The organism is Flavobacterium panici, from assembly GCF_024499525.1.
Taxonomy (GTDB): domain Bacteria; phylum Bacteroidota; class Bacteroidia; order Flavobacteriales; family Flavobacteriaceae; genus Flavobacterium; species Flavobacterium panici.
The window spans coordinates 1731561-1757879 of record NZ_CP100437.1; the positions used below are offsets into that span (position 1 = coordinate 1731561).

Genomic DNA, 26319 nt, shown 5'->3' on the forward strand with positions numbered 1-26319 from the left:
ATTTATAACATTAAATAATAGACAATGAAAAATTTGATTTTAATAGCAATGATGACTTTTTTAGGATTTTCGACTCAGGCGCAGACTAAAAAAAATAAGAATTTAAAATATACTGTAGAAGTTAACGGAAACTGTGAACAATGTAAAAAACGAATTGAAAAAGCTGCATTTGGAGTTCCGGGTGTAAAAACAGCTTCCTGGGATATTAGCACGCATCAGCTTACTGTGATTTTAAACGAAGAAAAATCTTCTCCACAGGATTTGAATACCGCAATTGCAAAAGTAGGACATGATACAAAAGAAGTAAAAGCCACAGATGCCGATTATGAAAATCTTCATTCTTGCTGTAAGTACGAGAGAGAAAAATAATTTTAAAAGCCCGAGTTAATCTTCGGGCTTTTTTATATAGTTAATTTATCTTTAAAATATGGCTTTTAATTGTGGTTAAGGTAAATAATTGTTAATTTCACAAACTTATAAGTATAACCAAATTCGTTTTATGAATAATTTTGAGTGGACCCAGTTACTAAACCCTGAATTCTATATAACTTTAAGTATCGGAGGTTTTGAGATTGGGTTATTTATTGTTCTGTTTATAGTTTTTGCTGAAACAGGGCTTTTTGCAGGTTTTTTTCTTCCAGGAGACAGTTTGCTTTTTCTAGCTGGAATTTATAGCCGCGACTTAATTCAAAATGTTCTTTATATTCCGGGAGATTTTATCAATGTATTTTTGCTTTCGACAGCTGTAGCCGTAATGGGCGTTTTTGGAAATATGACCGGTTATTGGTTTGGAGCAAAAAGCGGTTATTATTTATTCAAAAAAGAAGATACATTTTGGTTTAAGAAAAAATACCTTTTACAATCAAAAGATTTCTTCGAAAAATACGGTGGAAAAGCAATTATTTATGCACGTTTCCTTCCAATCTTTAGAACTTTCGCTCCAATTATTGCCGGAATAGTTTCTATGGATAAAAAGAAATTTATGTTTTATAACATCTTAAGTTCTTTCTTGTGGTCATTCATTTTAATCTTTGCCGGACATTATTTGTATGGTGTCTTTTTGAAAAAAGGAATTGATTTAAAAGAACACATCGAATACATCATTATAATCATCGTTATCATTTCTACATTCCCTGTTCTATTAAAACTTTTAAAAAAGAGACCAAGTGAAGAAATATAATTAAATAAACAAAATAAAAAAAGTCCGAAGCTTAAAAACTTCGGACTTTTTTTATTTTGTTTATTAGATATGATTCAATTTAAAATCATCAGTTGAATATTATTGCACATTTTAAATATAGCCCACGGTTTCAACCGTGGGACGCAATATATGTAATCGCATGTTAGATTTGCAATCCATTCGTCATTCCATTCTTTTCCCACGGTTGAAACCGTGGGCTATGTTTACAGAATGTTTTTATGTTGTTATCCAATGCAAAAGCAAATCTCTACAATTGGAATTTGGAATTTAAAATTTTAAACCCTACCATTCATTAACCTTATTGGCATCCATTTTTAAGAAGATAAACAATAAAATAGTGAATCCCCAAAGTCCCGAACCTCCATAAGAAAAGAAGGGCAGAGGCACTCCAATTGTTGGGAAAATACCAATAACCATTGCAATATTTACAAAGAAGTGTATAAATAAAATTCCGGCGACGCAATAACCATAAACCCGACTGAATTTAGTTTTCTGCCTTTCTGCCAAATAAATTACTCTTAGGAATAAACCTGTAAAAAGTAAAATAACAACAAGAGAACCTGTAAACCCCCATTCTTCACCAACAGTTGTAAAAATATAATCGGTGTGTTGTTCAGGAACGAATCCGCCTTTAGTTTGAGTTCCTTCTAAAAAGCCTTTTCCAAGCCATCCACCAGATCCAATAGCAATTTCAGATTGATTAGTATTATAACCAATACCTTTCATGTCAACGCTTTTTCCTAAAAGAATATTGAAACGATCTCTATGGTGCTGTTTAAATACATTATCAAATACATAATCAACAGAAAGAACAAATCCAGAAATCAGCACCAATAAAATAGCACTTAAAAGAAGATTTCTATCAACGGCTCTTCCTTTAAAATGTATAATAATTAGAACACCCAGTGCAATTAAAATAACAACATAAGGTTCTAAAATAAGCGTTAATACAAATAATAAAATGGTAATAAAACCAGTCCAAACGTACCAAGATGGTAATCCTTCTCTAAATAAAACAAGAATAAAAACGCTGTAGATTAATGCACTTCCCGGATCGGGCTGTGGTAAAATAAGCATTACGGGCAAAAATACAATTGCCAAAGCCTGTAATTGCCTGTTTGTTTCTTTAAGGTTAATTTGTGTATCACTTAAATATTTGGCTAATGCCAATGATGTAGCGGCTTTTGCAAACTCTGACGGCTGAAGCGTGAAACTTCCTATCGCATACCAGCATCGCTGACCGGCAATTGTTTTTCCAAAGAGAAACAATCCGGCTAAAGACAATAATGCCACACCAAAAATAATACTGGCGTATTTTTCGTAAAATTTTCCATCAACAAATAACACAACAAAAATTAGTGGAATTGTACATCCAATAAAAATTAATTGTTTTTGATATGTTCCATCGGTTGATAATAAAGAAGAGGAATAAATATTCAGCCACCCCAATGTTACCAGCGCAATGTAGATAAAGACACTTATCCAGTCAATGTTATTTTTTACACTTTGATTTCTCATCTGAAATAATCTTAATTCTCTTTAGTGGTGTCTATTATTGTTTTTTTAGCTTCTGTTTTTGGAGTAGTTACCGTTTTAGGAACTACAATCTTAGCTTTTAAAACAGAATCTTTTGGTGTAGACTCAATTGCGCTAGCCTCGTTCATTCCGCCTAGTTTAGCATATTCAGCCGCTAAACTTTTATTTAAAACACGAACTTCCAAATCAGTTCTTGTGATTTTCTTTCTTAGATATTTTTCGATCATCAAACTGGCAATCGGTCCCGCAACAGTTGCTCCAAAACCTCCATTTTCAATCATAACCGCAATTGCAATTTTCGGATTGTCTTTTGGTGCAAAAGCCACAAAAATAGAGTGATCTTTAAGCTTTTCTCTTTTGCCGTTTATTTTGGCATAATTCTCAGCTGTTCCTGTTTTTCCGCAAATATCAATTCCGTTTACTCTAAGAGCGTAAGCAGTACCTTTGTTGTAAACATCAAATAACCCGCTGATAACTGGTGGAAAATATTTTTGATCAATAGTTGTCGTATGTCTTTCTGTAAACTTAGGATCAATTTTTCTGCCCTCAATTTTTTTAATGATATGAGGCGTATAATAATATCCCTGATTCGCAACCGTTGCCATCATATTTGCCAATTGAATAGGGGTCATTAAAACCTCTCCCTGTCCAATAGCATTTGACACAATAGTTGAGCTTCGCCATCCTCCGTTAGGATAAATTCTTTTATATGTTTTTGATGTTGGAATATTACCTTTTTTACCAGTTGGTAAATCATATCCCATAAATTGACCTAAACCAAAACTTTTTACGTGACCGCTCCAAACATCAACGGCTTTACCAGGATCTGAATATTTGTTAATCGTTAACATATAAGCCTGTCCAAAATAAGTGTTGCAGGAATTATAAATACCATTATGCAATTGATGAGGTCCAAAACCGTGGCATTTCATAAAACGGCCGCCGCCATAACTAAATCCATGATGACACATAAAAGTAGTCTGTTCGTTGATAACACCTTCTTGCAGCGCCACTAAACCTGTTAGAATTTTAAACGGAGAACCCGGAGGATATTCGGCTAAAAGTCCGCGGTCGTATAAAGGTTTTGCGATAGAATCATGATATAGCAGGGTATAGTTTTTAGATCTTTGTCTTCCAACTAAAATACCCGGATCATAAGAAGGAGCTGTAACTAATGCTAATATTTCACCAGATTTTGGTTCAATAGCAACAATTCCGCCTCGTTTGTTAATCATTAACTCTTCTCCGTACTTTTGAAGTTCAGCATCAATACTTAAATTGATATCTTCTCCGGCAACGGCAATAGTATCGTATTTTCCTTCTTTGTAAGCACCAATTTCTCGGTTATATTTATCTTTTTGAATGTATTTTACACCTTTAATTCCGCGCAAAATATCTTCGTAACTTTCTTCTACACCTTGTTTTCCAATTAAGTCTCCACTGTTGTAATATGGATTTTTTGCAATCAGTTTTTCGTTTACCTGTGTGATAAACCCAAATATATTGGCACCATAATCTACTTCGTAATCGCGAAGAGAACGCTTTTGAAAATAGAAACCTTCATACTTTCTGATTTTCTCCTGAAAAGCAGCAAATTCGGTTTTGTTTAATTGAGATAAAAATACAGATGGAAGCCTAGGGCTGTAAACTTTGGCCTTTGCAATTCTTTTCTCGTAATCTTCTCGTGTAATATTTAAAAGGGCACAGAATTCAGCAACATTAAGGTTTTCTTTAATATCTCTTGGAATTACCATGATATCATAAGAAGCCTGATTGGCAACTAATAGTTTACCATTTCTGTCATAAATATAGCCGCGTTCCGGATAGTCATAGACTTTCTTAATCGCATTATTTTCTGATTTCAATTTGAATGAATCATCTACAATTTGCAGATAAAATATTCGAATCACTAGCAAAGATGCTGCAATAATAATTAAAGAGGGCAGCAGAACTTTTCTCATCGTTTATTGGGCTTAATAATGTAAATTATTATAATTGAAGTGATTATTGTAAAAATTGAGCTAAATAGTGTTCTCAGTAAAATGTCGAATATAAACTTAAACTCAAAAGCTGTTAATGTAAATAGAACAATATGATGTAATAAAACAGAAACTAATATAAATGAAAACCGTTCTGGGGTTAAAGATTCGTTCAGTTTAATAGTTTGGTATTCATAACTTAATCCGAACGAAAACTTAAAAATATACGGTCGATAGTAAGCCAAAATAACACAAGCAGTAGCGTGAATTCCGCCAGAATTACAAAACATATCCATTACTAATCCCAATAAAAAGCTGGAAATAATTAACCCTGCTCTGTTACTGTTTACCGGATATAAAATAATGTATAGAATATATGGAAAAGGACTTATGTATCCTAGAAAATTCATATTGTTAAAAATAACAATCTGAATTGCCAGCAACATAATAAATCGAAAAATATTTACTAACAAAGCGCTACTCATTTTTTTCCTTGCTTTTGTTTTCTAGATTAATAAGTTCTTCTCTGTCTTTACTCTTGATAATATATACGTGGCCTAAGTTTGTCATATCGTTAAAAAGTTTAACTTTTATAACATAAAAACTTGAGTTTTCTTTTTTGTATATATTTTCAACAGTACCAATATTGATTCCTTCCGGAAAAATAACAGATTGTCCTCCTGTAACGATAGTATCTCCTTTTCTTACAGAGGCTAATCTTGGAACATCTTCAAGCTGAACAAATCCAGTACTTTTTCCGTCCCACGTTAAAGAACCAAAGTGATTTGTCTTTTTTAGTTTAGCATTTATCTGTGATTTCATATTCAAAATACTCACTACAGTTGAGTAATTTGTTGAAGTATTGTCGATAACTCCAATAATTCCTAAGCTGTTGATAACACCCATATCTTGTTTAACTCCTTCTTTACTTCCAGAGTTAAGTGTAATATAGTTTTCGTGCGTATTGTAAGAGTTGTGGATTACTTTTGAAACGATAATATCAGCAGGTTTAACTCCTTTAATGCTATCTGGTAATGGTGCTTTTGTTGTGTCTTCTTTATTGAATAAAAGACTTTTTAACCTTGCGTTTTCAAGTACAAGTTCGTCGTTTTCAGTTCTTAAATTCAAATATTCGTTTACATGATTGATTCTTTCATAAACACCTCCGCTCAAAAAATTTGCGGAACTGATTACTCTGCTTCTGTGGTACGAGTGCGATTGAATTGTGAGAGTCAACGAAATACCTAAAAGCAGCAAAAACAGCAATCGATTACTGTTTCTTATAATGAAATTAAAAATTTGCTGCATTTCGTGTCTGGTTATTTTGTTTCAGGTATGCTTTAGGGTTTCAAATTTTATTAAGGTCAAATATTAGAAATTTGACCCTAATAAAAGTATATTGATTGTTATTTTTGAATCTTATTTGATTAAGATACTTTTAAATTTTGCGATGTTTTTAAGCGCCATTCCTGTACCGCGAACAACTGCTCTTAACGGATCTTCAGCAATGTAAACTGGTAAATCTGTTTTTTGAGAAATACGTTTGTCAAGACCTCTTAACATAGATCCTCCACCGGCTAAATAAATACCAGTGTTGTAAATATCGGCAGCTAACTCAGGAGGAGTTTGAGATAATGTTTCCATTACTGCATCCTCAATACGCTGAATAGATTTATCTAATGCTTTTGCAATTTCACGGTAAGAAACATCAACTTGTTTTGGTTTACCTGTAAGTAAGTCTCTACCCTGAACTGACATATCTTCTGGCGGTCCGTCTAAATCTTCGATAGCCGCTCCAATTTGAATTTTAATTTTCTCAGCAGTACTTTCTCCAACAAATAAGTTATGCTGTGTACGCATGTAATAAACAATATCGTTTGTGAAAACGTCCCCTGCAATTTTTACAGATTTGTCGCAAACAATTCCGCCTAATGCGATAACTGCAATTTCTGTTGTACCACCCCCAATATCAACAATCATGTTTCCTTTTGGCTGCATAATATCGATACCAATACCAATTGCGGCTGCCATAGGCTCGTGAATCAAATAAACTTCTTTTCCGTTTACTCTTTCACAAGATTCTTTTACCGCTCTCATCTCCACCTCAGTAATACCAGAAGGAATACAAACTACCATGCGTAATGCAGGAGTAAACATTCTCTTTTTTAATGCAGGAATACTTTTAATGAACATGTTGATCATTTTTTCCGAAGCATCAAAATCGGCAATTACACCATCTTTCAAAGGCCTTATGGTCTTGATGTTTTCATGCGTTTTACCTTGCATCATGTTGGCTTCCTTACCAACAGCAATGATTTTGCCTGATATTCTATCACGTGCAACGATTGACGGACTATCAATAACAACTTTATCATTATGAATGATTAAAGTGTTTGCGGTACCAAGGTCTATCGCAATATCCTCGGTCATGAAATCAAAAAATCCCATAAGTTTTTTAGGGGTTTAAAATGTTATAAAATAATTTATCGAACAAAGTTAAACAAATTAATGTTTAAAATGACGTGTTCCTGTAAATACCATTGCAAGATTATTTTCATTGCAATAATTTATGCTTAATTCATCTTTTATCGAACCTCCCGGCTGAATTACTGCGGTTATTCCTGCTTTTTTAGCTAATTCTACACAATCCGGAAAAGGGAAAAATGCATCACTCGCCATCGAAGCGCCAGTTAAATCAAATCCAAAAGCTTTTGCTTTGTCAACTGCTTGAACTAAAGCATCAACTCTTGAAGTCTGACCTGTACCAGATGAAATTAATGTTCCGTTTTTTGCAAAAACAATGGTATTTGATTTTGTGTTCTTGCAAATTTTTGATGCAAAGATCAAATCTTCGATCTCCTGAGCAGTAGGTTCTGTTATTGTAACGGTTTTTAAATGCTCTTTATTATCTGTAATATTATTTCTGTCCTGAATTAACAAACCATTAAGACAAGTTCTTACTTGACGAGATGGTAATTCAACTTCATTTTGAACTAAAATAATTCTATTTTTCTTTTCTTGTAAAACAGTAATTGCTTCATCATCATAACTTGGAGCAATTACAACTTCGCAGAATAATTTGTTGATTTCCTGTGCTGTAGCTAGGTCAATTTTAGTATTTGAAATCAAAACACCTCCAAAAGCAGATGTAGGATCACAAGCCAAAGCCGCTAAATAAGCTTCACTGATTGTTTTTCTTGAAGCTAAACCACAAGCATTGTTATGTTTTAAAATAGCAAATGTTGGTCCGTCAGTTTTAAATTCAGCAATTAAATTAACTGCAGCATCAACATCTAATAAGTTGTTGTAAGATAACTCTTTTCCGTGAACTTTTTTGAACATAGCATCAAAATCTCCAAAGAAAAATCCTTTTTGATGTGGATTTTCACCATATCTTAAAACTTGTCCGTTATCAATACTTTCTTTGTATATCGTTTCATCTGTATTGAAATAGTTAAAAATAGCACCATCATAGTGAGAAGAAACGTGGAACGCTTTAGTAGCTAACAATCTTCTGTTTTCAAGAGTTGTTGAACCATTTTGTTCCGTAATTAAATCTAAAAGTAGGCTGTATTCGTTAACAGAAGCAACAATTACAGTGTCTTTGAAGTTTTTTGCACCGGCACGGATTAAAGAAATTCCGCCAATATCAATTTTTTCAATAATATCTTGTTCGCTTGCACCAGAAGCAACTGTTTTTTCAAAAGGATACAAATCAACAATTACTAAATCAATCTGAGGAATATCAAATTCTTTCATTTGCTGTACATCACTTTCATTATCCTGACGATTTAAAATTCCGCCAAAAATTTTCGGATGTAAAGTTTTTACTCTTCCGCCAAGAATTTCAGGAAAAGAAGTAATATCTTCAACTGGAACTACCGGAATACCAAGGTTTTTAATGAAATCTTCTGTTCCTCCTGTAGAGTAAAGTGTTACGTTTTGTTCGTGTAATTTTCTAACGATTGGTTCTAATCCATCTTTCGAAAAAACAGATATTAACGCTGATTGTATTTTTTTAGTTGTGCTCATTGTGTAGTTATGATTTTCAGACTGCAAAAGTAGTTTTTTTATATATTATTTTAAAAGAAATTAATGTAACATTCTCTTAAAAAAATCTACTGATGAGTAAGTTAACTTTTATTAGGTTTTTGTTTTTAAATTATTGAATTTTACTTTATTGAAAAATACTATTATATGCTTCTTTACCTAAGATTGTTAAAAGAAAGTCTCAGCTTTGCAATAAACGCTTTACGAAATAATAAACTGCGTACTTTATTATCATTGTTAGGTGTTACAATTGGTATATTTTCAATAATTGCCGTTCTGGCCGCTGTTGATTCATTAGACAAAAAAATCACTAAAGATTTGAGCAGCTTAGATAAAAATACGATTTATTTAATGAAATTCAACTTCGGGCCTTCTGAAATTCCACAATGGAAGAGAGAACAGTTTCCAAATGTAAAATATGATGAATACATAGGCTTGAAAAATTCAATGAATAATACAGACCAAGTAGGTTATCAGCTTTTTGTAAATCATGAAACTTTAAAATACGATTCGAAAACAGTTGCTGATGTCAATATAGTTCCATCTTCATTTGAAATGGTAGATATCGACGGGTTAAGTTTTGATAAAGGAAGATTTTACAATGAATCTGAATCCAATTCAGGAACTGCAGTTATTGTTTTAGGATATGAAATTGCCCAAGGTCTTTTTGGAAATATGGATCCAATAGGAAAAAATATTCGTCTTTACGGACAGCGTTTTATCGTTATTGGTGTAATGGCCAAGCAAGGTGCCGGTTTTTTTGGAGACAGTAATGATACATCAGTTTATTTGCCGGCAAACTTTTTACGCAGAATGTATGGCGACAGCGACGCGATGACTCCGGTTATTGTTTTAAAACCAACAAAAGGTGTCGATATGGATGCTTACAAAGCAGAAGTCGCACAAAAATTAAGAGCAATTCGCGGAATGAAAGCAGGAGAAATGGATAATTTCTTTATAAATGTACTTTCTGGATTTACTGATTTCATTGACGGAATTTTAGGTCAAATGAATGTTGTTGGATGGATTATTAGTGGTTTTTCTCTTTTAGTAGGTGGTTTCGGAATTGCCAATATTATGTTCGTTTCGGTTAAGGAAAGAACAAATTTAATTGGTATTCAAAAATCTTTAGGAGCAAAAAATCGTTTTATATTATTTCAGTTTTTATTTGAAGCCATAATTCTTTCTGTTATTGGCGGAATTATTGGTTTACTGATGGTTTGGGGAATTGCTGTTATTTTGACAAAAGCCCTGGATTTTGATTTTGTTTTAAGCATTGGAAATATTCTTTTAGGAACAGGATTAGCTGCGCTTATTGGATTAATTTCGGGAATACTTCCGGCAATTTCTGCTGCAAATTTAGATCCTGTAGAAGCGATTCGAACCGGGATGTAAAATATTGTTTTTTGTTTCTATATGATTTTTGAAGATTAGAATCAGTTGGTTTTTTTGTCAATCAACAATTTAAATCACTAAACGAATGAGCTTTATTTTAAAACATGTTGATACCGTTGAATCAATTTCTAGGAGTGATTTTAAAAAGAACTATTTAGATAAAAGGAAACCCTTAATTATAAAAGGACTAACAAAAGACTGGCCTGCAAGAGACAAATGGTCGACGGATTATTTTAAGCAAATTGCAGGAGATATTGAAGTAAAGCTTGTTGACAATTCTAAAGCAGATCCAGCCAAAATAATTAATGCTTCGATTGCGAGTATGAAATTTGGCGATTATCTCGATTTAATAAAAAGAGAGCCAACACAGCTGCGTATTTTTTTCTTCAATCTTTTCAAACACAGACCCGAATTAGTTAATGATGTAAAAGTACCCAAAGAATTAATGGGTGGTTTTATAGAAAGCATGCCTGCTATGTTTTTTGGAGGCTCAGAAGCTATCACATTTTTACACTATGATATCGATTTACCGCATCTTTTTCATACCCATTTTGGAGGCCGAAAACATATTATACTATTTGATAACAGGTGGAAAAAAAGACTTTATTGTGTTCCAAATACCACCTACGCTTTAGAAGATTATGATGTTGCCAATCCCGATTTTGAAAAATTCCCTGCCCTAAAAGGTGTTGAAGGTTACGAAGTTTTTCTCGAACATGGAGATACTTTATTTATGCCAACCGGAATGTGGCACTGGATGCGTTATATTGATGGTTCTTTTTCGCTGAGTCTTCGCGCTTGGGATTCATCCATAACCAGAAAAATGGCCAGCGTTTGGAGTTTATTTATGCATGGAGCGGTAGATAGTGCAGTAAAAATAGTTTTTAGAGAACGTTATGCTAAATGGCGTGAGAAACTAGCTTTTAAAATTGCGGAAAAGGAATTAAGAAAAGGCAAACCAAAAAACTAATCTAATTTCAGAATTATAATTTTTAGACTAGATAAAACTAAAAAAGCCCACATTGAGAAAAGTTCGGTAGGAACGAAATATCGGTAGCAACGGAATTTATTCCGTTGGAAGATGAAATCCCGCATTTAGAAGTTCCGTAGGAACGATACATGTTTATTTATTATTAGGAAGTTTAATTTTAGTTCGATCCCATTTGATTGAATCAGGATAATAGTAAATATGTTTGTTGGCATTGTTTTTATATTTTAAAACAGTATCTTCTTCTTGAGTAGTTCTTCGGATAATATAAGTGCCGATATTTTTCTTGTTTAAAAACTCAAAAAAGGAAGTGTTTTTTATAGTGTCTTTTTGAGAAGCAATAATTAAAATTGGTCTGTTTTTTTCTTTAGTCAATATGTTTTCAGAAAGAAAATCAGTTAAGTTTTTTTGAGGGATTCTAACAATGTCTTTAGGTTCTAAACCTAAAAAACGTGGAAGAGTATCATTTTCACTACCATAACTGCAAGTGATCATGATGTATTCTTTTTGATAGAAATAAAGATTACCCTTTTTATCAATAATCAATTGATGTTCTCCGTAAAAACCTTTTCTCGGGAATGCAACAAAATCGCTTCTGTTTTTCTTTAAAGAATCGATGTAATTTTGAAGTTTTTTATCTTCATACAAAATGATGTAATCTTTACTTTTTATATCCTTATTTTCTTTTTTCTTTTCACAATTCAAAAAGAGAATACATAAAATAAAACCAATTAGAATTCTTGTCATGCCGATAGGATTTCAAATAAAGATATAAAAAATCCCAAGAAACTCTTCTTGGGATTTTTTATAATATCGAAACGTTTTTAAAAATCTTATTTCTCTTTTAATAATTTCTCCAAATACTCAACTTTTTCTTTTTCTGCCTGAATCATACGCTCATAAAGTTCAATTACTTTATCTAATGGATTAAAGCTACAATAATTCGCATGAAACATTCCATTTGCTCCATTACAGCTGTTATCATAAAAATTATTAAAATAATTGATCATGTTTTCTTCGGTAAAATTTTTTATTGCTTCAACACTTACTCCAAGAGCTTTTGCTACTTCTTCAAGTTTTGTATCTTCTATGGTTTCGCTGTTTTCTATTGCAGATACAGTTTGCTGAGATATTCCTAAAGCCTGCGCAAGAGCTTCCTGTTTCATATCTTTAAGTTCGCGAATACGGCTTATTTTTCGTCCTATATGATTTGGTTTTGTTGCTGTGTTCATAGTTCAAAGATATTTATAATGCTTTAATAAAAATTAGTTTTGGTAAAAAACAAGTCTGTTTCTGTAAGATACATTTTTTAACAGTTCGCTTGGGATAAAACTATTATTGCAAAACAAAAATACAATTTTTCAGACAAGTATTAATTAGTTGAGATTAAAATCGCAAGTCAGGAAAATTCCGTAGGAATTAAATATCGGTAGCAACGGAATTAAACGGTACATTTAGATGTTCCGTAGGAACTGTATATGTTATTTAGGTTTTTTTACAAATTTGACAAATTCGGGAAATTTAATTTTTGTTTTATCCCATTTTATGTGTTCCGAGGGATAATAAGATTCGTTACCTCTTTTATATTTTAAAACAGTATCTTCTTCTTGAGTTGTTCTTCTGATGGCAATAAAATCTCGATCTCTTTTGAAATAATTTAAAGATTTAAATAAATCAAAAAACATCTTCGATTTCAATGTATCAGATTCTGATGCAATAAAAGTTGCATTTCGAAAGTTGTCTTTATAATTCAATTTTATAAATTCATAGAGATTTTTATTTGAAATTTGAATTAAATCTTTGGGTTGTAAATTTATAAAATAAGGAATCGTATCAGCATTTGGTGTTCCGCATATAAATCCTATTCCTTTATTTTGAAAGTAGTATGCTGTAGAATCAGTATTGATAATAAATGTATTTGTTCCGTACACTAGCCAGCCGGGAATAGGAGGGGTTGGAGGAATGGTATCATTGCCAGTAATTTTTCCTTTACTTTCTTTAGAAATTATATACGGAATATTTTTTTCTATATCTTGTTTCTTACTGCAATTTAAAAGAAGAAAACAAATCATAAAACCAACAAAAATTCTAGCCATAAAGAATGAGATTTGAATTAAAGATATAAAAAAATCCCATCAGCCGAAGCGAATGGGATTTTATATGTTTTAGAAGTTTAAAAACTATCTAATATCATTATTCTGAATCAAATCGATATATAAGTTGATCTTATCTTTTAATTCTTTTCTAGGCGTGATAAAGTCTAGGAAACCGTGCTCTAAAAGAAACTCAGCAGTTTGGAAACCTTCTGGTAAATCTTTTCCTGTAGTATCACGAACAACACGAGGACCAGCAAAACCAATCAAAGCGCCCGGCTCAGAGATATTGATGTCTCCTAACATTGCGTAAGATGCAGTTGTTCCACCCGTTGTTGGGTCTGTACAAAGAGAGATATAAGGTAATTTAGCTTCTGCTAATTGAGCTAGTTTTACAGAAGTTTTTGCTAATTGCATTAAAGAATAAGCAGCTTCCATCATACGAGCTCCACCAGATTTAGAAATCATAACAAAAGGCAGTTTGTTTTTGATCGCGTGATCAATACCTCTTGCGATTTTTTCACCTACAACCGCTCCCATAGATCCGCCAATAAAGGCAAAATCCATACAGCAAATTACAAGTTCTCTTCCTTTAGATTTTCCTACTCCCGTACGTACAGCGTCTTTAAGATGAGTTTTTTCCATTACATCTTTCAATCTTTCTGCATATTTTTTTGTGTCCACAAAATGCAGAGGATCTTTTGATGTCATGTTTTTATCTAACTCAACAAATTCGTTGTTGTCGAATAAAATTTCAAAATAGGTTGCGCTTCCAATTCGAACGTGAAAATCATCTTCAGGGCTTACGAATAAGTTTCTTGCTAATTCGTCTGCATCAATAATTTTTCCTGTTGGAGATTTGTACCACAATCCTTTCGGAACGTCCATCTTATCTTCTGTCGCGGTCGTAATCCCTTTTTCCTGTCTTTTAAACCAAGCCATTTTTTAAAATTTAAGATTTAAGATTTTAGACTTTAGATTTTAGATTCCAAAAAAGAAATCTAAAATCTAAAATCAGATATCTAAAATTATAGTGTATTCACATTGTTTAAATCTGCAAAAGCTTGTTCAAGTCTTGCGTTGAATGTCACTTCGCTTTCACGAACCCATCTTCTTGGATCGTAATATTTTTTGTTTGGAGCATCAGCACCTTCTGGGTTACCAATTTGTGATTTTAAATAGTCAAGATTTTTAACCATATAATCACGGATTCCTTCAGTGTATGCAAACTGTAAATCTGTATCGATGTTCATTTTGATAACTCCGTAGCTAATTCCTTCTCTGATTTCTTCAAGTGTAGAACCTGAACCTCCGTGGAAAACGAAATCAACTGGATTGTGTCCTGTGTTGAATTTGTTTTGAACGAAATCCTGAGAATTTTTTAAGATTTTTGGAGTTAATTTTACGTTTCCTGGTTTGTAAACACCGTGAACGTTTCCAAAAGCAGCTGCAATTGTAAATTTAGGGCTTACTTTAGATAATTCTTCGTAAGCATAAGCTACTTCTTCTGGCTGAGTGTATAATTTTGAGCTATCAACATCTGAGTTGTCAACACCATCTTCTTCACCACCTGTAATACCAAGTTCGATTTCTAATGTCATTCCCATTTTGCTCATTCTAGCCAAATATTCTTTACAGATTTCGATGTTCTCTTCGATTGGCTCCTCAGACAAATCGATCATGTGAGAACTAAATAATGGTTTTCCTGTTTCTGCAAAATGTTTTTCAGAAGCATCTAATAAACCATCAATCCAAGGCAATAATTTTTTTGCACAGTGGTCAGTATGTAAAATTACAGTTGCTCCGTAAGCCTCTGCCAAAGTGTGAATATGTTTTGCTCCGGCGATACCACCAGCGATAGCTGCTTTTTCACCTGCGTTAGATAAACCTTTTCCAGCGTTAAATTGTGCTCCTCCGTTTGAAAATTGAATGATAACTGGCGCATTTAGTTTTGCTGCAGTTTCAAGAACTCCATTGATTGTGCTTGACCCAGTTACGTTAACTGCTGGTAAAGCAAAACCTTTTTCTTTTGCATAATTAAAAATCTCCTGAACCTGATCTCCTGTAGCTACTCCTGGTTTAATGTTGTGTGCCATTGTAATTTTTTTTATAGTTGTTTTTAGTTTTTAGGTTGCAAAAATAAGAATTAATTAGCATTAGAAAGGATAATTTATTCCAAAATTTAAAACCGAGTGCCCAAAATTGTATTCTTTAAACCATCTGTCGCCCTCGTCATGCGCCGGATTATAGGTCTTGAAGCCTAAATCTAAACGAATAACAAAAAAGCTTAAATCGTATCGTAAACCAAATCCTGAACCTAAAGCAATTTCATCTAAATCGTTTAAGTTGTTAAATCTTGCCTTGTCGTCAATCACATTATCGAACACATTCCAGATATTTCCGGCGTCTGCAAAGAGTGCTCCTTTAACATCTCCGAAAATTTTAAAACGAAATTCAGCGCTTAAGGCAATTTTCATATTGGCCTCGTTAAAATCGTTTAAAGCATTTGTACTTCCGGGACCAAGAGAGTAGGGCTGCCATGCGCGATTATCATTTGATCCTCCTGAATAATAACTTCGTGAGAACGGAATATAATTTGAATTTCCAAAAGGAACAGCGATTCCAAAAAAGCTTCGAACCGCCAGTACTTTTTCTTTCCCGAAATCCCAGTGTTTGATGTAATCAAATTCGGTTTTTAAGTATTCAGAATATTCTAAATTAAAAATCGAATAATTTCCATTTGCATTTTTTTCCAATTTTGCAATGCTTGAAATGGCAGATAATAAGGTTCCTGCAGATTCTATTTTGGTTTTAAACTGATAAAAAGTATTATCGGCAAGATCTTTTTTTGTTGTTTTCGTAAATGTATAACTTGTGGCAAGAATAAAATCATTTTCGGTCAAACGAACTCTTCTTTCTTCAATACTTTCTACATCTTTATATTGAGGGTCTCCAGGTTTTAATGCAGTTTGACCTGTTAATACCTCATTTGTAAAATTTGTAGTTCCGGTTGGGATCGTTAGATTTTTTTGAGCTTGTTGCTCTGCTTCTTCTCCCCAGTTGGTAGGAACAGTATTATAATCCTTACCAATACCATTTAATTCATCATAAGATGAAGTATAAACATTAAAGTAATTGTTCGGATTTAAATTTCGAACATATTGAGCGTTTAATAACTCCAGTTTAGCAGTATTGTATCTTTTAGGCGACCAGTTGTACGAGATTCCTCCGGTAAAATTTTCCTTATCTAAACCAATGTTTTGCTGTTTCGAAAAACCCGATGTAATCGAAGTGTAAGGAATCATCCTCTTCGGAATAATTTTCTCTGTTCCAAAAGGCAGTAAAATCCTTGGGAAATTAAGCTTTAAGTCAAGTCCGTATTCCGAAACATTGAAAAAATTATTGTTTGGATTAGCCATATCTTTTGAAGAACCAATATTGGCTCGTGCCGAAATTTCTAATGTTTCAGCTCTGTTAAATACATTTCGGATAGTTTGAGAAATACTGGCTCCAATACCAAAATCCTGAATATTAGAGTGTGTCACGTCCAGAGTTGCACCAAAACTGTATTTTTTCCTCGGCGTTAAATACACATTTGCAATTAAAGACTGTGCAGTCGAATCGCGTTTGTCTACTTCATATTGTATAGAAGGATAATTGAAAATTTTAAGATTGTTTAAATATCTGGAAGAAAGCGTTGTTCTTGTGTCAGAATAAGTACTTCCTTTATTAATAAAGATTGCATCTGTTATGGCACGAGGTTTATACTTTAGTTTTTTATAACTGTATAAATTAAAGTTGTTGTACGTTGTGCTGTCGTTAATTTTGCTTTTTGAGTTGGCAGGAGAGTAATCGGTATAAATGTTTACATCGCTGATTTTGTATAGTTTAAAAGGCTCTGTTCTGCTTGAATCTCTTTCCTGAATATTGTTGTTGTTGATTATTAAAGTTACATCTGCTTTGTTTTTTTTGCCAATTGTATCAATATCAAAAGTTACATATGTTGGCTGAAAAAAGTAAGCACCGTGATTTCTGTAATAAGTTGTAATACGGTTTTTTTCTTCCTCAAAATCAGTAGTTTTGTATTGATTTCCCGATTTTAAAAACGAAGGTTCAGTATTTGTTTTGTATAATGAATCGAGTGCAGGAGTAAGGATTTTTGTTCTAATTGTATCCAAAATATAACCTGGTCCTGTGGTAATATTATAATTTACCTGTGCTTTTTTTCGGGCAATACTATCAATAGTATAATCTGTTGAAACATTAAAATAACCGTTGTTGAAATAGTAAAATTTTAAACGCTGCAAAGATTTTTTAGTTCTGGCTGTATCAATAATTACAGGCGGTTCTCCAGTATTTTTTAAAAATTCGTGAATTCCTTTGTATAAAAAAGACTGACCAAGTCTGTCTACTTGTTTGGCCGATAATAGTTTTGCCTGACGTTCGTATAATCCGGGATTATTTTTGAATTTTGCCTGATAAGTCGAATCCGGATTTAAGTTTGCCAGATTGTATAAGTTTAAACGCAGTTTGTATCCTAATAAAGTACCGTTTGGTTTTTGGTACAATTGATTCGACGCATTTTCGTCGTTTGTATTTTTTCCATTTACAACAATATTATTTTTTACGAGAAGGTTTTTTCCATCCGGAACTCTTTTTACAGCATTACAAGCGCAAATAAGTATTGCTATTAGAATAAATGCTGTTATTTTTGTGGAATTATTTTTCAAGTGTTTTTTAATATTTAATTCAAAAGTACATTTATTTTATGGTTAGTAAAAACCAAATAAAGCTTATATCAGGCCTGCATCAAAAAAAACAGCGTTTTGCAAATCAATTGTTTTTTGCCGAAGGAGTAAAGGTAATTCAGGAATTGTTGCAATCCAATTTTGAATTAGAGCATTTATACACCACGTTAAATGATTTTGAAGAAGTTCAAACTGCAAAACGAACTCTTATTAATGAACAAGAACTGAAAAAAATAAGTGCTTTAACAACTCCAAATTCTTGTTTGGCAGTTTTTAAAATGCCTGTAGAAAATCAAATTATAAATTCTGGTTTAATCCTGGCGTTAGACGATATTCGTGATCCCGGAAATTTAGGGACCATAATGCGTCTTTGCGACTGGTTTGGAATCAAACAAATTGTCTGCTCAAAAGAAACAGTCGATATTTATAATCCAAAAGTAGTTCAGGCCACAATGGGATCAATTGCCAGAGTAAACGTAAATTATGTTGATCTAAAAACTTTTATAAGTCAGACAAAACTTCCTGTTTTTGGAACTTTTATGGAGGGCAGCAATATTTATCAATCTGATTTACCACAAAACGGAATCATTATTATGGGTAATGAAGCCAATGGTATTTCGGCAGAAATTGAAAAAATAGTGACCAGCCGACTTACAATTCCAAGATTTGGAGAGCTGCAAAAAACCGAAAGTTTAAATGTAGCTACAGCAACAGCAATTATTTTAAGTGAATTTAAACGAAATAGTTAAGATTTTGTTTTAATGAAATGTGAAATTTATTAAAATAGCTCTCGATTTCATCGAATCTATATTATCTGTATAGGGACTTACCGGATGTTCTGGAGTTACATTATCACGAATTAACTCGTCAGTAATACCAAACATACCTCTAATAGAAGGAGAGAAGATGAAATATTCTGTAAAGAAATCAATTCCAAAACCTAGTTCGTAAGCAGCTGTCCATTGTTTAACCCTGAATTTACCTTCAAAGTTATCATCGACAGAGCTTGAGTTACTTGATAAGTTTAAAGTCGTTGACATTCCGCCTACTAAATAAGGACGAATGTTTCCTGTTCTTAAAGAGGAGAACTTTAATAATAACGGAAAGTGAATGTAAGTACTGTTTACTTCTCGTAAATAATCTTTTTCTAAGTTTCCAACGCCAGGGTAATATAAATCTCTTTTTGTGTAGTATAAACCTGGTTCAAAACGCAAGTTAATATATTCCTGCAGTCTTAAATCGGCAACAACACCCACATTAAAACCAGTTGTTTTTTTTACCTGAATATCTTTTTGAACTACATCTTTGTAATCAAATTTAAAATCAAAACTATTAAAGCCTAAATAATAACCGAAATAGACACGTTGCTTCTGCCAGTTTTCAAGGTTAATAATAGGATCTTTACTAAACATACTTTTAGCAAATTGAGAATATCCTTTTGTCGTTAAGACTAATAAAAATACGATTACAATTTTTTTCATACTATTTTTTAGATGCTGAATAAATGGTTGCTACACCAAAAGTTTGCGGCATTGCTACAACATCTATAAACCCAGTTTTTCTCAAAATATTGTTTAATGCTTCACCATAAGGAAAAGCCGCAGCAGATTCAGATAAATAACCGTAAGCTGAATTGTCTTTTGAAAACAATTTTCCAATAAGTGGAAGTATATTTTTGCTGTAAAATTTATATCCTTGTTTGTAGGGAGTTTTATCCGGAACAGAAGTTTCCAGAATTACAAAAACGCCGTTTGGTTTTAAAACGCGTAAAATTTCGGCAAAACCTTTTTCTAAATGTTCAAAATTACGTACGCCAAAACCTACTGTAATCGCATCAAAATAATTATCCTCAAAAGGAATATTTTCAGAATCGCCTAAAACTAAATCTATAACATTAGAAAGCTTTTTTTCTTCGACTTTCTTTTTTCCAACTTCAAGCATTCCGGCCGAAATGTCAAGACCAATGATTTTTTCTGCATTAGTTTTTGCCATTAAAATAGCCAGATCACCGGTTCCGGTAGCGATATCAAGGATAACTTTTGGTTTAGAATCAGAAACTATTTTCAATACTTTTTTTCTCCATTTAGTATCAATACCAAATGAAATTACGCGGTTCAAATTATCATAGTTCCCAGAGATGTTATCAAACATTTGGGCAACCTGCTCTTTCTTACCTAAAGAAGAGTCTTTATATGGAGTTATTTTCTCAGACATTATTATAATTTACGCAAATATAAACAATCTAGTTTAACTGTAATTGAGTTTTTTAAATTGTCAATTAAATGTTTTAGAGGATGCATTAAATCATTTTTGAGGACTTGCTCAAGCATCACCAAAAGTGGGTATTTTTAAAAAATCACCAAAAGTGGGTATTGTGTCCGGCTGATTTTATGCCCAACTTTGTCAAAGTAAAAATGATGAAATTTTAATGATTGATAGTTTCACATTGACTTAATCAGATGGCCGCTTTTTTTGCACTGGCAGTCATTTGTTCAAGTGGTAGTTTTTAAAGTGTTGTTCTTGGGGGAATACTATTTTAAAAAGTGCGAAGTACGTTCTTAGGATTAAATTTGTTTTTGGAAATTTTAATTTTCTTGCCTTTAATATCTTAGTGGTATTTGTTATTAAAGGCGCTTTTGAGACTTGTTCTCAATTAACATTAAATGTTATTCATTTATTTCAAATGTCTTTTTTCCATTTGAGATTTTTTACAAAAACTATTTCTTGAGCAAGTCAAGACTAAAAGTCAATCATTTTTAAAAAACATCCTCCAAAAGAGGGTGTTTTTTTATTTATTTTCGAATGTAAGTTTCATAAGTATAATCATAAAGATGTTTTTCATCTTTAAAATTTTCTTCAGATTCTACTAACTGCCATTCACTCTTACTGATTTTAGGAAAAAAAGTGTCGGCATCAAAAGTATGGTGTACTTTAGTAATTTCAATTATATCCGTAAATGGTAAAGCCAGATTGTAGATTTCTCCACCGCCAATGACATACGAATCTTCCTCTTCAGGGCACAATGCTATGGCTTTTTCAATGCTGTCTACAACAATACATCCTTCGGGGTTATAATCTGTTTGACGGGTTATAACAATATGTGTACGGTTTGGTAAAGGCTTAGGGAAACTTTCAAAAGTTTTTCTTCCCATAATAATATGATGATTAGTTGTCAATGATTTAAATCTTTTAAAATCATTGGGTAAATGCCAGACTAAATCATTGTTTTTTCCCAGAGCATTATTTTCGGCAACAGCCGCTATCATTATAATCATGTTGTGTTTTAACTAAATTTTATTCTCGGTGTCTTCGTTTATTTTTGATTCTAATTGACTAATTCTCTTTTGCTGTAAAGCAACAAGTCGGTCAATTTGCTCCCTTTCCCATTTTTTATTCATAAAACGATCTGTTATATAGACTTTTATAAAATGTAAAATAAAGATAAAGAGCCAGATAGTAATACCCCAAATACACCAGTTTTGAGTTGTTCCTTCGCCAAAACCAAAAAATTTATTAGCAATAAATAAAAATAAACTTCCCAGCAGGAAAAGAACAAAATGAAAATATAAGATTTTTTTTTGTCTTAATCGCCTTCTGGCATACTCATATTGTTCGTGCGCTTCTTTTTCCATAAGATAAAAATGAGATTATAAAGTTAAAATTTATTTTCAAAAAACTACATATTTTGACCCCAGAATATTTCCTGCAAAATCTGCCGTGAATTAGAAATGTGAAAAATATCGTACATTAAATTACATATCTAATTAAAATAATATACTGTTTTTGTCATAATCATAAATCGATTACAGTGCTATCGAATGTTCAGGTGAATTTATGTAATTTTATTGTAGAAATCTAAAAACTAAATAGTTATGTCTTTGAAGAAACAATTTATTAAAACGAAGCCAGTTGTTAAAGTTACATTTTCAATAGATGCCAAAGATGCTGATTCGGCAGCAGTAGTTGGAGATTTTAATAACTGGAATGTAGAAGAAGGAACGTTAAGCAAGTTGAAAAACGGAACTTTTAAAGCTACTTATGATCTGGTTAAAGACGCGATTTACGAATTTAAATACGTAATCGACGGTATTTATGTGAATGACCCTGAAGCAGATTTTTACAAATGGAATGATTACGCCGGAAGTGAAAATGGTGTTTTAGTGGTATAAAAAAATCCGCTTGAAAATTTTCAGCGGATTTTTTTATAATTATACGGCAACACTTCCTTTTATTGCAGGATGCGGATCATAATCTAAAAGTGTAAAATCATTAAAATCAAAATCAAAAATGTTTTTAATCTCCGGATTTAAAATCATTTTTGGTAATGGTTTTGGTTCACGGCTTAATTGCAATTCTAATTGCTCAAAATGATTGTTGTAAATGTGTGCATCACCAAAAGTGTGAATAAATTCGCCTGGCTCTAAATCGCAAACCTGTGCAATCATCATAGTAAATAATGCATAAGAAGCAATGTTAAAAGGAACTCCTAAAAAGATATCGGCACTACGCTGATATAATTGGCAGGATAATTTCCCTTTTGTTTCTCCTTTTTCTAAATCTGGAGCTGCAACATAAAATTGAAAAAATGCATGACAAGGAGGCAAAGCCGCTTTGTTATTGGCTACATTTTCTTCAAATGATTTTTTAGTATCTGGCAAAACCGAAGGATTCCATGCAGAAACCAGCATTCTGCGGCTGTTTGGATTTGTTTTTAATTCGGTAATTAATTCAGAAATCTGATCAATTTCTTCACTATTCCAGTTTCTCCATTGATGTCCGTAAACAGGTCCTAAATCACCATTAGAATCTGCCCATTCATCCCAGATTTTCACTCCGTTTTCCTGAAGATATTTTATGTTTGTATCGCCTTTTAAAAACCAAAGCAATTCGTAAATAATCGATTTTAAATGTAATTTTTTGGTCGTAACCATTGGGAAACCTTCACTTAAATCAAAACGCATTTGGTAACCAAAAACACTTTTTGTTCCGGTTCCGGTACGATCTCCTTTTTGATTGCCGTTTTCTAAAACGTGCTTTACTAAATCTAAGTATTGTTTCATTGTTTCATTGTTGCTTTATGCTGTAAGCTTTAAGCTTTAAGCTTTTGTCTGCTGCTTACAGTTTGATCTTTAATCTCTTTGCTTAATATTTTAGGCTTATTGCTTAAAGCTTATAGCCTAATGTCTAACGTTTCGAGATTTCGTCTCTGATTTTTGCTGCTTTTTCGTAATCTTCCTGAGAAACAGCCTGATCTAAAAGTTCGTTTAGTTCTTGTAAACTGTGTTTTGCGTAAACGTCTCCAGATTGATTTGTTTCTTCTTCGTGACCAAAAGTTTCAGGATTAGAAAGTACATCGTCAATTTCCTGTGAACCCTGATCAGAATCTGAAGTGTTTGATTTTAGATAAATTCCGGCTTTGTCCAAGATGTTTTTATAAGTAAAAATTGGAGCGTTGAAACGTAAAGCCAAAGCGATTGCATCAGAAGTTCTGGCATCGATAATTTCTTCAATTTTATCTCTTTCGCAGATTAAACTCGAGTAAAAAACACCGTCAACTAATTTGTGAATGATAACTTGTTTAACAACAATGTCAAATCTTTCAGCAAAATTTTTAAATAAATCGTGTGTTAACGGACGTGGTGGTTTTATTTCTTTTTCTAAGGCAATAGCGATCGATTGGGCTTCAAAAGCACCAATAACGATAGGTAATTTTCTTTCACCATCAACTTCATTCAAAATTAAGGCATAAGCGCCATTTTGAGTTTGACTGTATGAAATTCCTTTTATAGATAATTTAACTAGACTCATATATGTTTGTAAAAAAGGCACTTAGCGCCTCATTTTTATGGTTTTTTGATTGAAAAATAAAAGTGCAATTTTAATCAAAAAATATGGAACAAAAAAGCTGCCTATAAACAAAGATACAATATCTTGTTTTTAGGCAGCTATATTTTTTAAGAGAATTTTTAATTAAGAATGTTGTGCTTTAAAAGCTTTTAATTTCTCTGTTAATTTAGGAACAATTTCAAAAGCATCGCCAACAATACCATAATCAGCCACTTTAAAGAAAGGAGCTTCTGGGTCATTATTGATTACTACTTTTACTTTTGAAGAGTTAATACCCGCAATATGCTGAATAGCTCCAGAAATACCTACTGCAATATATAAGTTAGTTGCAACTGGTTTTCCTGTTTGTCCAACGTGTTCGCTGTGAGGTCTCCATCCTAAATCTGAAACTGGTTTAGAACACGCAGTTGCAGCGCCTAAAACAGCAGCAAGATCTTCGATTAATCCCCAGTTTTCAGGACCTTTCAATCCACGTCCGCCAGAAACTACGATATCAGCATCAGCGATAGAAACTTTTCCAGTTACTTTTTCTACAGATTCTACTTTTACTCCAAAATCATTGTCTCCAATTGTTGGATTAAAATCTTCTTCAGATGCAGATCCTGCACTTTCGAAAATTCCGTAAGAGTTTTTAGCTAAACCAAGCACTTTTACATCTGTAGAAATTTCTGTAATGTTGAAAGCTTTGTTTGAAAAAGCGTTTCTTTTTACCTGAAAAGGTGAAGTGCTAATTGGTAATCCAACAACATTTGAAGCAAAACCAGCATTTAAAGCTACTGCAACTAATGATGAAAGGTAAATACTGTCTGTAGTAGAAGAAAGTAAAACTACTTTTGTTCCTTCTTTTTCAGCAGCTTGTTTGATTACATCGGCGTAAGCCTTAGCAGTAAAACCGGCTAATTTATCGTTGTTTACTTTTAAAACTTTATCAACTCCGTATTTAGATAATTCGCTTACGTCGCTGATGTTTACAGTTAAAGCCGTAACAGTTGTACCTAAAGACTCAGCTACTTTTTTTGCGTAAGAAGCTAATTCGAAAGCTACTTTTTTAAATTTTCCTTCTGCAGATTCTGCATATATTAATATTGACATAATAATTTTAGATTTTAGATTTTAGATTTCAGATTTTTGAAAATTGAAATCTAAAAAGATTATTGATTTTAGATTTTGAAGTGAATCAAATGTTGATTTTAGATTTAGTATTGCGATCCGCAATCTAAAATCTAAACTCTACAATCTTAAATCACTTTAGCCTCGTTGTGTAATAAATTAACTAACTCATCTAAATTATCTGCAGAAACTAATTTCACTGCTGATTTTGGAGCTGGTTTTTCAAATTTTACCGCTTTTGTATTTACAGGAGCATCAACTGGCTCAAGAATAGTTAAAGCTTTAGTTCTTGCTGTCATGATTCCTCTCATGTTCGGGATACGTAAATCTTTTTCTTCAACAAGACCTTTTTGACCACCGATAATTAAAGGAAGAGTAGTGCTTACAGTTTCTTTTCCACCGTCGATTTCACGAACCGCTTTTACATTGTTTCCGTCAACAGTTAAAGAAGTACAAGAATTTAAAAAGTTAGAACCTAAAATTCCTGCAATCATTCCAGGAACCATTCCACCATTATAATCAAGAGATTCTTTTCCTGCAATTACAAGATCGTAACCTCCATTTTTAATTACTTCAGCTAATTGTTTTGCAACAAAAAATCCATCAGTTGGGTTTGCATTAATACGAATTGCTTCATTTGCACCAATTGCCAATGCTTTACGCAATGTTGGTTCAGTATCAGGGCCTCCAACGTTTACAACTGTTACATTTGCACCTTGCTGTTCTTGGAACCAGATGGCACGTGTAAGCCCAAACTCATCATTAGGATTAATTACATATTGTACACCATTGGTATCAAATTCTGAATCACCATTGGAGAAGTTAATTTTTGAAGTAGTATCAGGCACATGGCTGATGCAAACTAATATTTTCATAAAGTATATATTTTGAATTTGTAATATGCTTTTACAAATTTAGAATTTAATTTGGAATAATTATACTATGCATGCATAATATTTTTTAAAACTATTACGATTTCGAAGATTATGTGTTTTGAAGTGGTTTTGATCGGAATCTTAAAATGAAAAAGCATTCATTTTGCCTGATTGTTAGGAATTTTGCAATTTTTGAAGATTAAACAATGGTTAAAGTTTGGGTCTGTAAATACTAATTTTTGAATTTCCCCGTTCTTATGAAAGAATTTCGGAGAAACAGGAATTAAACAAATAGATTAAAGTTTGTCAAAAAAATGGATTTGACAAATTAAGTGTGGGTCACACGTCTATTATATCGATTTCGTAAATATCACAATAATATTTAAAAAGTTAAAAGCTAAAGAGAGAAAGAACTTCATGCGATTTTAAATTCAATTTATGCTTTTAAGTTATTTAAAATATTTATTTTTGCTCTTCAGAAAATTCAACATACAATA

At 32.5% G+C, this 26319-nt stretch carries 26 protein-coding genes; 6 read left to right on the top strand and 20 right to left on the bottom strand.

Annotated elements, in window-relative coordinates; translation table 11 throughout:
* The first annotated feature begins 24 nt into the window (after positions 1-24).
* Together NLJ00_RS07680 and NLJ00_RS07685 are read left to right on the top strand one after the other, a co-directional pair.
* A complete protein-coding gene (locus tag NLJ00_RS07680) occupies positions 25-369 on the top strand; it encodes a heavy-metal-associated domain-containing protein (RefSeq protein WP_256636791.1) in 345 nt (114 codons plus the stop codon).
* Positions 370-499: 130 nt separating this feature from the next.
* A complete protein-coding gene (locus NLJ00_RS07685) occupies positions 500-1180 on the top strand; it encodes a DedA family protein (RefSeq protein ID WP_256636792.1) in 681 nt (226 codons plus the stop codon).
* 303 nt (positions 1181-1483) lie between these two features.
* Here NLJ00_RS07685 and rodA read toward each other — a convergent pair whose 3' ends face one another.
* The 6 genes from rodA to purH form a co-directional block, all read right to left on the bottom strand.
* The gene (rodA, locus tag NLJ00_RS07690; protein WP_053470052.1) at positions 1484-2719 is read right to left on the bottom strand and encodes a rod shape-determining protein RodA; all 1236 of its coding nucleotides are present in this window, start codon (positions 2717-2719) and stop codon (positions 1484-1486) included.
* 11 nt (positions 2720-2730) lie between these two features.
* On the bottom strand, positions 2731-4698 hold the full coding sequence (gene mrdA, locus NLJ00_RS07695) for a penicillin-binding protein 2 (RefSeq protein WP_053470053.1): 1968 nt from the start codon (positions 4696-4698) through the stop codon (positions 2731-2733).
* Entirely contained in the window at positions 4695-5201 is a 507-nt protein-coding gene (locus NLJ00_RS07700) for a rod shape-determining protein MreD (protein ID WP_256636793.1), read from the bottom strand. The genes mrdA and NLJ00_RS07700 overlap by 4 nt, the downstream gene beginning before the upstream one ends.
* Positions 5194-6024, bottom strand: a complete 831-nt coding sequence (gene mreC, locus NLJ00_RS07705; protein WP_053470055.1) for a rod shape-determining protein MreC — start codon at positions 6022-6024, stop codon at positions 5194-5196. Before mreC ends, NLJ00_RS07700 begins: the two co-directional genes overlap by 8 nt.
* Before the next feature lie 111 nt (positions 6025-6135).
* On the bottom strand, positions 6136-7164 hold the full coding sequence (locus tag NLJ00_RS07710; RefSeq protein WP_007804822.1) for a rod shape-determining protein: 1029 nt from the start codon (positions 7162-7164) through the stop codon (positions 6136-6138).
* 57 nt (positions 7165-7221) lie between these two features.
* Positions 7222-8748 carry a bifunctional phosphoribosylaminoimidazolecarboxamide formyltransferase/IMP cyclohydrolase gene (purH, locus tag NLJ00_RS07715; protein ID WP_053470056.1) on the bottom strand — a complete coding sequence of 509 codons (1527 nt, stop codon included), beginning with the start codon at positions 8746-8748 and terminating at the stop codon, positions 7222-7224.
* A 165-nt stretch (positions 8749-8913) separates the two neighbouring features.
* Between purH and NLJ00_RS07720 the strand changes: the two genes are divergently transcribed.
* Both NLJ00_RS07720 and NLJ00_RS07725 read left to right on the top strand, forming a co-directional pair.
* Positions 8914-10161 carry an ABC transporter permease gene (locus NLJ00_RS07720; RefSeq protein ID WP_053470057.1) on the top strand — a complete coding sequence of 416 codons (1248 nt, stop codon included), beginning with the start codon at positions 8914-8916 and terminating at the stop codon, positions 10159-10161.
* Positions 10162-10246: 85 nt separating this feature from the next.
* Entirely contained in the window at positions 10247-11131 is an 885-nt protein-coding gene (locus tag NLJ00_RS07725; RefSeq protein WP_256636794.1) for a cupin-like domain-containing protein, read from the top strand.
* A gap of 153 nt (positions 11132-11284) precedes the next feature.
* Here the strand turns inward: NLJ00_RS07725 and NLJ00_RS07730 are convergent, their stop codons facing one another.
* From NLJ00_RS07730 to tamL, 6 genes are all read right to left on the bottom strand, one after another.
* The gene (locus tag NLJ00_RS07730; RefSeq protein ID WP_256636795.1) at positions 11285-11896 is read right to left on the bottom strand and encodes a hypothetical protein; all 612 of its coding nucleotides are present in this window, start codon (positions 11894-11896) and stop codon (positions 11285-11287) included.
* Between the two features lie 86 nt (positions 11897-11982).
* On the bottom strand, positions 11983-12381 hold the full coding sequence (locus NLJ00_RS07735; RefSeq protein WP_256636796.1) for a helix-turn-helix domain-containing protein: 399 nt from the start codon (positions 12379-12381) through the stop codon (positions 11983-11985).
* 249 nt (positions 12382-12630) lie between these two features.
* Entirely contained in the window at positions 12631-13245 is a 615-nt protein-coding gene (locus NLJ00_RS07740) for a hypothetical protein (RefSeq protein WP_053470062.1), read from the bottom strand.
* 84 nt (positions 13246-13329) lie between these two features.
* On the bottom strand, positions 13330-14184 hold the full coding sequence (gene accD, locus NLJ00_RS07745) for an acetyl-CoA carboxylase, carboxyltransferase subunit beta (protein WP_026728501.1): 855 nt from the start codon (positions 14182-14184) through the stop codon (positions 13330-13332).
* Positions 14185-14270: 86 nt separating this feature from the next.
* Positions 14271-15338, bottom strand: a complete 1068-nt coding sequence (gene fbaA / locus NLJ00_RS07750) for a class II fructose-bisphosphate aldolase (protein WP_035645669.1) — start codon at positions 15336-15338, stop codon at positions 14271-14273.
* Between the two features lie 60 nt (positions 15339-15398).
* Entirely contained in the window at positions 15399-17972 is a 2574-nt protein-coding gene (tamL, locus tag NLJ00_RS07755) for a translocation and assembly module lipoprotein TamL (RefSeq protein ID WP_082356339.1), read from the bottom strand.
* A gap of 38 nt (positions 17973-18010) precedes the next feature.
* Here tamL and NLJ00_RS07760 point away from each other — a divergent pair, with 38 nt between their 5' ends.
* Complete coding sequence (locus NLJ00_RS07760; RefSeq protein ID WP_256636797.1) at positions 18011-18739, top strand: TrmH family RNA methyltransferase; 729 nt, start codon at positions 18011-18013, stop codon at positions 18737-18739.
* Positions 18740-18748: 9 nt separating this feature from the next.
* Here NLJ00_RS07760 and porT read toward each other — a convergent pair whose 3' ends face one another.
* From porT to NLJ00_RS07780, 4 genes are all read right to left on the bottom strand, one after another.
* Positions 18749-19471: a type IX secretion/gliding motility protein PorT/SprT gene (porT, locus tag NLJ00_RS07765; protein ID WP_053470064.1), complete on the bottom strand. Its 723-nt coding sequence runs from the start codon at positions 19469-19471 to the stop codon at positions 18749-18751.
* Between the two features lies 1 nt (position 19472).
* The gene (gene ubiE, locus NLJ00_RS07770) at positions 19473-20204 is read right to left on the bottom strand and encodes a bifunctional demethylmenaquinone methyltransferase/2-methoxy-6-polyprenyl-1,4-benzoquinol methylase UbiE (protein WP_053470065.1); all 732 of its coding nucleotides are present in this window, start codon (positions 20202-20204) and stop codon (positions 19473-19475) included.
* A 578-nt stretch (positions 20205-20782) separates the two neighbouring features.
* Positions 20783-21265, bottom strand: a complete 483-nt coding sequence (locus NLJ00_RS07775) for a dihydrofolate reductase (protein ID WP_256636798.1) — start codon at positions 21263-21265, stop codon at positions 20783-20785.
* A 12-nt stretch (positions 21266-21277) separates the two neighbouring features.
* On the bottom strand, positions 21278-21622 hold the full coding sequence (locus NLJ00_RS07780; RefSeq protein ID WP_053470067.1) for a 2TM domain-containing protein: 345 nt from the start codon (positions 21620-21622) through the stop codon (positions 21278-21280).
* Between the two features lie 240 nt (positions 21623-21862).
* Here NLJ00_RS07780 and NLJ00_RS07785 point away from each other — a divergent pair, with 240 nt between their 5' ends.
* On the top strand, positions 21863-22159 hold the full coding sequence (locus NLJ00_RS07785; protein ID WP_053470068.1) for an isoamylase early set domain-containing protein: 297 nt from the start codon (positions 21863-21865) through the stop codon (positions 22157-22159).
* 39 nt (positions 22160-22198) lie between these two features.
* Here the strand turns inward: NLJ00_RS07785 and NLJ00_RS07790 are convergent, their stop codons facing one another.
* From NLJ00_RS07790 to NLJ00_RS07805, 4 genes are all read right to left on the bottom strand, one after another.
* Positions 22199-23050 (bottom strand): thymidylate synthase, encoded by an 852-nt coding sequence (locus NLJ00_RS07790; RefSeq protein WP_256636799.1) that lies wholly within the window; start codon positions 23048-23050, stop codon positions 22199-22201.
* Between the two features lie 124 nt (positions 23051-23174).
* Positions 23175-23798: a bifunctional nuclease family protein gene (locus tag NLJ00_RS07795; protein ID WP_053470070.1), complete on the bottom strand. Its 624-nt coding sequence runs from the start codon at positions 23796-23798 to the stop codon at positions 23175-23177.
* A gap of 162 nt (positions 23799-23960) precedes the next feature.
* The gene (locus NLJ00_RS07800; RefSeq protein WP_053470071.1) at positions 23961-24929 is read right to left on the bottom strand and encodes an electron transfer flavoprotein subunit alpha/FixB family protein; all 969 of its coding nucleotides are present in this window, start codon (positions 24927-24929) and stop codon (positions 23961-23963) included.
* A 146-nt stretch (positions 24930-25075) separates the two neighbouring features.
* The gene (locus tag NLJ00_RS07805; RefSeq protein WP_256636800.1) at positions 25076-25822 is read right to left on the bottom strand and encodes an electron transfer flavoprotein subunit beta/FixA family protein; all 747 of its coding nucleotides are present in this window, start codon (positions 25820-25822) and stop codon (positions 25076-25078) included.
* Positions 25823-26319: the final 497 nt, after the last annotated feature.